Genomic DNA, 7,314 nt, shown 5'->3' on the forward strand with positions numbered 1-7,314 from the left:
TTCCCGATCGCGAGGGCGGTGACGGCGGACCTGAGCTTGTGATTCGGGGCGAACAGCCCAATGCACAGCACGCTCACCGGCTCGAACGGCGCCAGCAAGGTCACCTCCGCCAACGCCACCCGCTTGCCTGTGGTCTTCAGGCCGCCCAGCGGATTTCCATCCGCCACCGCGACCGTGTCGCCCTCGATCATCCCGTACTGCGCCTTGCCCGCTCGGTCTTTGAATCGCACGATTTTCATAGTTGAATCTCCCTTGACCTGACCCGTTTCCAATGCTCACCGCTGGATGCGCCCCGAACCGTCGCCGCCCACCAGAGCCTGGATCTCCTCGAAACTGACGAGGTTGAAGTCGCCGTGGATCGAGTGCTTGAGGCAACCCGCCGCGGCGGCGAATTCGACCGTGTCCTGCAAGTCCTGGCCGGTCAGCAGCCCGTAGATGATCCCCGCCGAATAGGCGTCCCCGCCACCGACCCGGTCCACAATGTAGTCAATGGCGTAGGTGCGGCTGGTGTAGAATTGGCTGCCGTCATAGAGCATGCCGGACCAGTCGTTGGCCGTGGCGGAGCGGCTGCCGCGCAACGAAATGGAGACGTGCGTGAGACCGAATTTCTCGCGGAGCTGTACCGCGACGTCCGCATAGCCCTGCCGGTCGAGTTTCGCCTTGCGAACATCGGTCTCGCGCGCGGCGATACCGAACACCGTGGCGGCCTCTTCCTCGTTGGTGAAGAGCACGTCCACGTATTCCATCAGACCGGTCATGACCTTCCGTGCCTTTTCCTTTGACCACAGTTTGCTGCGGAAGTTCAGGTCGCAGCTCACCGTCAGCCCGCATTTTCGTGCTGCCGCGCAGGCTTCGCGCGTGATGGCCGCCACGCTGTCGGCCAGAGCCGGCGTGATGCCCGTGAAGTGGAACCAGTGCTTGTCCGCGAAGATCGCATCCCAGTCAAAGTCGCCCGGCTTGAGCTCGGTGATCGAACTGCCCTTGCGGTTGTAGAGGAACGTCGAGGGCCGCTGGGACGCACCGGTCTCCACGAAGTAGATGCCCAGGCGGAACCCGTTGCGCTTGACGTGGTCGAGGTTCAGCTTGAACTGGCGCATATAGGCCAGGCAGGCCTCGCCCACCGCGTTGTCCGGCACGCTGGACACCATGGTGCTGTCCACCCCCAGCGCGATCAGCCCCACCCCGAGATTGGCCTCGGCCCCGCTGTAGAGCACGTCGAACTCGCGCGCCTGGATAAGGCGCTCATGGCGCTTGGTCGAAAGCCGCATCATGAGCTCGCCGAACAGGACCACCTTCTTGTCGCACGGAATCTTCTTCACGCCTTCTCCTTCCTGGCCTCACGCACGATCTGGGTGAACCGCCGGGCGTTGTCCGTGATGCCCGCGTAGTCGCGCGCCGCCATCTGCGCCTGGGTGACCAGCGCGTTGCCGGTCCCCACGGCGATGGCGCCGGCCTGGATGTACGCCGACACGGTTTCGAAGTTCACGCCCTTGGTCGGCAGGAGTTCGATCTGCGGAAAGGGCTCCTTGAGCGCCTTCAGGTAATCCGGTCCGCCGATATCGCCCGGAAAGATTTTCACCACGTCGGCGCCCGCCTTCCAGGCGGTGACGACCTCGGTGGGGGTCTGGGCGCCGGGCATGACGACGACGCCGTAGGTCCTGCAAACCCGCACGACATCGGCATCGAACGTCGGCGCCACCACGTAACGGGAGCCGGCCAGGATCGCGGCGCGGGCGGTTTCGCCGTCAAGGACGGTGCCGACGCCGATCTGCACGTCCGTATCGGACAGTTGCCCCACCGCGTCATGGACAATATCCAGCGCGCCGGGAACGGTCATGGTGATTTCCACGAATTTCACGCCGCCCTTGTGCAAGGCGCGGCACACGCCTACCAGGTCGGCCGGATTCGACGTGCGAATTACCGCCACGACCCCGCTCTCCCGGAGGGAAGCGAGCATCCTGTCCTTTGACATCATTTCGGTTGTCCTTTCGTTCTAAGGGTTGATCGGATAGCGTCCAAACTCCCGCACCGCATCGCACATGGCCAGCATATTCTCCGGCGGTACGTCCGGCTGGATGCAGTGCACCGCCGAGGCGATGTACCCGCCACCCGGCGCCAGGTCGCGGATCCGCCGGCGCACCTCGGCGCGCACATCCTCCGTCGTGCCGCGCGGCAGGACCCAACCGGTGTCAATGGCGCCGCAGAAACTAAGGCGCTTGCCGAACTCCCGCTTGAGGCGGGCGGTGTCGGCCATCTTGCCGGCGTTGACCTGCACGGGGTTGATGATGTCCACGCCGATCTCCGCCAAATCACCGAGCAGCGGCAGGATATCACCGTCGGAGTGGAAGAATATCTTCGCCTTGGTGTGCATGCGGATTTCCGCCAGGTATTCCGCCTGATGCGGCTTGATGAGCCGCCGGTAGTCGGCGGGGGCCATGAGCGTGGATTCCTGCGTGCCGAGGTCGTCGCCCGTGACGAGCACGTCCACATAAGCGCCGACCTCCTTCAAGAGCGCCCGCACGGTGGGGATGGCCAGGGCCTTCATACGGGCGATCAACGCGGTGAAAAAATCCTCGTCGGCCAGCATGTCGGCGAGATAGTTTTCAATCCCGCGCATGATGTAGGCCTGCTCGAACAACGTGAGCCCGCTGAGGAAGACGACGGCATGGCCCGCGTCCTGAATCGCCTTGCAGCGCGCGGCGAGTCCGTGGAACCGCGCCGGGTTGGCCAGGTCCGGCCAGGGATAACAGGCGATGTCCTCGCGGGTCGCGTTTTGAAGCGGCGGCTCGACGATCTCGTAGTACGGAACGCCCTCACGCTGTTTCCATACGCAGCCCCAGGCGTCCACCAGTTCCGTGGGCGAGACTTCCCGCGCCGGCGAAGCGGGAACCGGCCCGGCCACCATCGGGCGGGCATCCGATCCGAGCTTCTGGAAGACTTCCTCATCCAGCCAGGCGTACTGCAGCGGCCTGGAGAGCCAGCGGGGCGGGCCGCCCCTGACACCCAGGTGCGTCTTCAATCGCTCGTAGGCGGGCCCCAGGAGCGTGGTCACGCCGGAGGTCCCGATGAACAGCGGCACGCGGTCTGGCTCCTCGTGGTTCAAGGCCGTCAAGACTCGCTCACGTGATGTCATCATGACCGGTAGCTCCCCAGCTCAAGCCCCCGGTCCACAAAGAAACGATACGTGTCGTAGTTCACGAGGTTCGACACGCTGTGGTCCACCTGCAAGACATACCCGCCGCCGGACATGGCCCCAGGCAGTTTGGAGGCGAGCTCCTGTTCAACCGCCCGCAGATCGTTGGTCTCCAGCACCCGTTCGTCCATCCCGCCGATCAGCGCGATCTTCTCTCCGAACTGCTTCTTGATGCGGAGCAGATCCATGCCGGCCTTGACCTCGATCGGCTGCAGGCAGTCAATTCCCGCCTCGATCAGCATCGGAATCAGGGGCTCGATAAACCCGTCGGTATGCAACACGACGGGCAGATGGTGACGGTGCGCGAAATCGAAGAGTTTCTTGTGCGCAGGGAACACCAGCTCGCGATACATCGCGGTGGACATGAACGGCGTGTGCTTGTAACCGAGATCGTCCCAGACCCACAGGCCGTCCGGCAACCCCTCGCGTTCGAACAGCATCCCGAGGAGGCGGATCGTGAGATCGCTGTAAAGGTCCGCCATGCCGCGCACCCATTCGGGGTCCGCGGCCAGGCCCATGAGCAGGTTTTCGTGGCCGCACATCGGTGACATGAGATCAAAGGCGGCGACCACGCCGCACGTCATGAAACGCTCGTCGCGGGCGCACTTCTGCCGCAAGTCACGGTAGACGTTGAAGTCGATCCGTCGCGCGTAGGTCTTCTCATCGAGCAGGTGCGGCCGGATATGGTCCTCCCACCCCTGCCGGTCTTCGACTCGGAACCCCACATGCTCGGGACCGCCGGAACCGCCTTTTTTCCAGCGCAGCAAGGCCCCATTGCCGTCCCGCACGAGCCGGGTGGTGTCCGATTCCTCGACCAACTCGTCCTTGGCATCGACGTTGGCCACCAGGTTGATCATGCGCAAATTGCCGGGCGTGACCTCACCGCTGGTGCGCCGCACATCTAGGCCGAAGTGATCGCTGACCATCTCGGGCTTTTCGAAATGTCCCTCGGCACTCCACTTCTCCGCCGTCTCCCGCCAGAACACCTCGAAAAGCCCGATCCGGTCCACCGGCTCGTGCCGCAGAATCCGTGAAATACGCTCCTTGCTTGTCATCGTGTTATCCCCTCTGATGCCCCAACCCCTACGGCGCCTTGCCATCCAGGCATGCCGCGCTCATGCCCAGGTCCTCAGCCAGGCCGCGCAGGCTAACACGCACATCCTCCGGCAAGGCCAACCCCCGGGCCAGCGCGTCCTCCCGGCACTCCCACTCCTTTTCGCCGGGCAGATAGATTCGATCGGCACCCTTGGCCTTGGGGGCATCCTTGATTTGCCGGATTAAGGTATCCGTCCGTTGCTTGAATACTTCCACGGGCTCGAAAGCCACGACGTTGATGGCGATGAACGTGTGCGATTGATTGACCGGCGCCGCGTCGCCGAACACCCAGCTTCGCACATTACTCCCGAACGCCCCGCCGCTCAGCACACCGGTCAGAATCTCGACCAGCAGCCCGATGCCGTATCCTTTGTGTCCCGCCATTGGCAGCAGTGCGCCCGCCAGTGGGTAGTTGCCGGGGTCGGTGGTGGGAAGGCCTTCCGCATCCACAATCCAGCCTTCGGGCAGCGGCTTGCCAAGCTGCCGCGCGGCGTAGACTTTGCTCGCGGCGACGACGCTGGTCGCGATGTCGAGCATGATCGGGTGTTCCTTACCGGCCGGGACGGCGTAGGCGAGGGGATTCGTCCCCAGCACGGAACCTCGCGACCCCGGCACAGCCACGCCCGGATCCACATTGGTGAAGCTCAGGCCGATCATGTCCTGTTGCGTCGCCAGCCAGGCGTAGTAGCCGGCGGCACCGTAGTGCCCGCTGTTACAGACCGTGCTGATGGCGATTCCGGTCGCCTTCGCCTTGGTCACTGCGGTGTGCATGGCCAGAACCGAGGTCGGCATCGGCATACTCGCGTGCCCATCGAACTGCGCCCAGCCGGGACCTTCGCCGACCAATTCCGCACGCGCCTTAACATCCATGCGGCCCTCGCGGAAGTTCTTCATCAGGTTGCGGAGCTGTTTCGTCCCATGCGTGTGGGTGCCCCAGGTGTCAGTCGTGACCAGGACATCGGCGGTCAGCCGGGCATCCGCTTCCGTCATCCCGGATCGGCGCATGGCCTCCAAGCAGAAACCGTCGAGTTGCTCGCGGTTGATCCTTGCAGCGGTCATGCCTTCACTCCGTTCACCAGGATCGCGCCCTTTTTGAATCGAACGATCTTCATTTTGTCCTCCTCTTCAGTCGCGATCAGTCCGCATCGGGACGCGGATTGTTGGCCCAATAGCCGCTCGGATCGCCACCGCTCACCCAGACACCCCGTTTCTGCCAGTCTTGCGCGGTGCGCACGTCCGGCGTCGTGTACCGCAACGTCAACCCGCAGCGCCGACGGTTGGAACCGTTCGCGGCCGACCCGTGCAGGAGCAGATCGGAGTGGATTGAGGCTTCCCCGGCCCGCAGGCAATCGTCCACGACGCCGGTGCCATATTGCTCGGGATTCTCGATGGTTTGATTGAGCACATTGTGTTCGTCCGGGGAACTGGGCCGGAATGTGGCGGCGCCATGGTGATGACTGCCCGCGATAAACTGCATGGCCGCGTTCTCGACATCCGCGTCGTCGATCGCTAGCCAGACCGTTACGGCCTTGGAGGGCGACAGCGGCCAATAGCTGGCGTCCTGGTGCCAGGCAACCACTGCCGTATCCCTTGGCGGCTTGATGAAGAAGGCCGCCCCCCACCCGATGACGTTTTCACCGAGCAGATCCCTGACGTATCCGACGATGGTGGGATTGGTCATCATGTCCCAGCCGGTGGCGTACTTCAGGTGAACAAACCGAATGAAATTCGGATTCCGGCCCGCGGCCGATTCGCGTGTTTGCGCATTGGCAACAAACGCGCGCAACCGCTCCATGTCCGGAGCGCCATAAACGGATAGTCCGCCGACATAGCCGTCGCGGTTGAACTGATCGATTTGCCTGCGGGACAGGCACCGCGGGTTGTCGTTCCGCACGGGATGGAAGCGCAGATCGCGTTTGAGCGTCGCCAGTTCCGCGTGCGTGGGGTCGGCCTGGTCGATCTGGACGTCGGGTTTGTGACTCATGCGTTCGTTCCTCCGGGTTGGTGGTCTCAATCGGCGCTAATCGATTTCCGGGCCTGCGGCGAGTGTCTGTCCCGTTCACGTCCCCTCGTAATCCTGTACGGGCCGGGGTGGATTCGCCCAGTGCCCCTCGGGATCCCGGCCGCTGATCAGGATGCCTTCGCTGTTCCAGCCCAGCGTGCCGCGGACATCGGGCGTGCAATAGCGCAGGGTCAGACCGCAGCGGCGGCGCGGCGATGCGTTGACCTCGGACCCATGCAATAGCAGGTCGGAATGGATCGAGGCCTGGCCGGCCTTCAGCTCGTTGTAGATCACGGGGCCATACTGCTCGGCATTCTCGACGGTCTGGTCGAGCACGTTATCCTCACCGGCCGAACTGGGCCGGTACGTGAGGTGGCCCTTGAGGTGCGAGCCGGCCACGAACTTCATGCAGCCGTTCGCGCGGTCCGCGTCATCCACCGCCAACCAGATGGTGAGCGTCTTGGACGGCGTCAACGGCCAGTACGAGGCGTCCTGATGCCAGGCCACGATCTTGCCGTCGCCGGGCATTTTACAGAAGAAATGCGCGCCCCAGCCAACCACTTCATCGCCAAGCACATCCTTGACGAGGGCCGTGATGCGCGGATGGGTGATCAAGTCCCAGACGGCTCCGTATTTCATGTGGGCATGCTTCACCGAATAGCTGCTGGCCCCCTTGGCCATGACCTTTGCAATCAGGTTGTCCACGAACGTGCGCAGGCGGGCCACTTCCTCCGCCGTCAGCACGGGCAAACGGGTGAGGTAGCCGTTCTGGTTGAAGTGAACAACCTGCTCGGGCGTCAGCTCCCGGGGATTCCGGACGGTGCTCGGGTGAAACGTGAGATCCCGTTCCATCTGCGCCAACTGATCATTCGTCGGATAGGTCTTGAATGTTGGAGTTTCGCTCATGTCTGCACCCTCATGTGTCCCGCACTTGGTTTCGTTTAGCTGACCGCCTCGATCTTCCCTCGCAAGGATAGGTCGGCCAATGGCACTTCGGCAAGCGTCGGCCGAGCGGGGCGGATCA

General features: G+C 63.6%; 8 protein-coding genes. All 8 read right to left on the bottom strand.

Annotation, left to right across the window (positions count from 1 at the left end):
* Positions 1-239: DUF2437 domain-containing protein (locus WCJ41_RS19235; protein WP_336907455.1), on the bottom strand; the 239-nt coding region annotated here is incomplete at its 3' end.
* A gap of 36 nt (positions 240-275) precedes the next feature.
* Positions 276-1,319, bottom strand: coding sequence for a sugar kinase (locus WCJ41_RS19240; protein ID WP_336907456.1), 1,044 nt, complete (start codon positions 1,317-1,319; stop codon positions 276-278).
* Positions 1,316-1,975 (bottom strand): bifunctional 4-hydroxy-2-oxoglutarate aldolase/2-dehydro-3-deoxy-phosphogluconate aldolase, encoded by a 660-nt coding sequence (eda, locus tag WCJ41_RS19245; RefSeq protein WP_336907457.1) that lies wholly within the window; start codon positions 1,973-1,975, stop codon positions 1,316-1,318. The genes WCJ41_RS19240 and eda overlap by 4 nt, the downstream gene beginning before the upstream one ends.
* A gap of 18 nt (positions 1,976-1,993) precedes the next feature.
* Complete coding sequence (locus WCJ41_RS19250; protein WP_336907458.1) at positions 1,994-3,079, bottom strand: uroporphyrinogen decarboxylase family protein; 1,086 nt, start codon at positions 3,077-3,079, stop codon at positions 1,994-1,996.
* 53 nt (positions 3,080-3,132) lie between these two features.
* Positions 3,133-4,248, bottom strand: a complete 1,116-nt coding sequence (locus WCJ41_RS19255; protein ID WP_336907459.1) for a uroporphyrinogen decarboxylase family protein — start codon at positions 4,246-4,248, stop codon at positions 3,133-3,135.
* A 28-nt stretch (positions 4,249-4,276) separates the two neighbouring features.
* Positions 4,277-5,347 carry an Ldh family oxidoreductase gene (locus WCJ41_RS19260; RefSeq protein WP_336907460.1) on the bottom strand — a complete coding sequence of 357 codons (1,071 nt, stop codon included), beginning with the start codon at positions 5,345-5,347 and terminating at the stop codon, positions 4,277-4,279.
* A 76-nt stretch (positions 5,348-5,423) separates the two neighbouring features.
* Positions 5,424-6,272 carry a phytanoyl-CoA dioxygenase family protein gene (locus WCJ41_RS19265; protein WP_336907461.1) on the bottom strand — a complete coding sequence of 283 codons (849 nt, stop codon included), beginning with the start codon at positions 6,270-6,272 and terminating at the stop codon, positions 5,424-5,426.
* A 75-nt stretch (positions 6,273-6,347) separates the two neighbouring features.
* Positions 6,348-7,196 carry a phytanoyl-CoA dioxygenase family protein gene (locus tag WCJ41_RS19270; protein WP_336907462.1) on the bottom strand — a complete coding sequence of 283 codons (849 nt, stop codon included), beginning with the start codon at positions 7,194-7,196 and terminating at the stop codon, positions 6,348-6,350.
* Positions 7,197-7,314: the final 118 nt, after the last annotated feature.

The organism is Aestuariivirga sp., from assembly GCF_037139295.1.
GTDB lineage: Bacteria > Pseudomonadota > Alphaproteobacteria > Rhizobiales > Aestuariivirgaceae > Aestuariivirga.

Excerpts from the sequence above, each read along its gene's own strand:
- eda (WP_336907457.1), bottom strand. The coding sequence starts at position 1,975 with ATGATGTCAAAGGACAGGATGCTCGCTTCCCTCCGGGAGAGCGGGGTC.
- WCJ41_RS19255 (WP_336907459.1), bottom strand. The coding sequence starts at position 4,248 with ATGACAAGCAAGGAGCGTATTTCACGGATTCTGCGGCACGAGCCGGTG.
- WCJ41_RS19260 (WP_336907460.1), bottom strand. The coding sequence starts at position 5,347 with ATGACCGCTGCAAGGATCAACCGCGAGCAACTCGACGGTTTCTGCTTG.
- WCJ41_RS19265 (WP_336907461.1), bottom strand. The coding sequence starts at position 6,272 with ATGAGTCACAAACCCGACGTCCAGATCGACCAGGCCGACCCCACGCAC.
- WCJ41_RS19270 (WP_336907462.1), bottom strand. The coding sequence starts at position 7,196 with ATGAGCGAAACTCCAACATTCAAGACCTATCCGACGAATGATCAGTTG.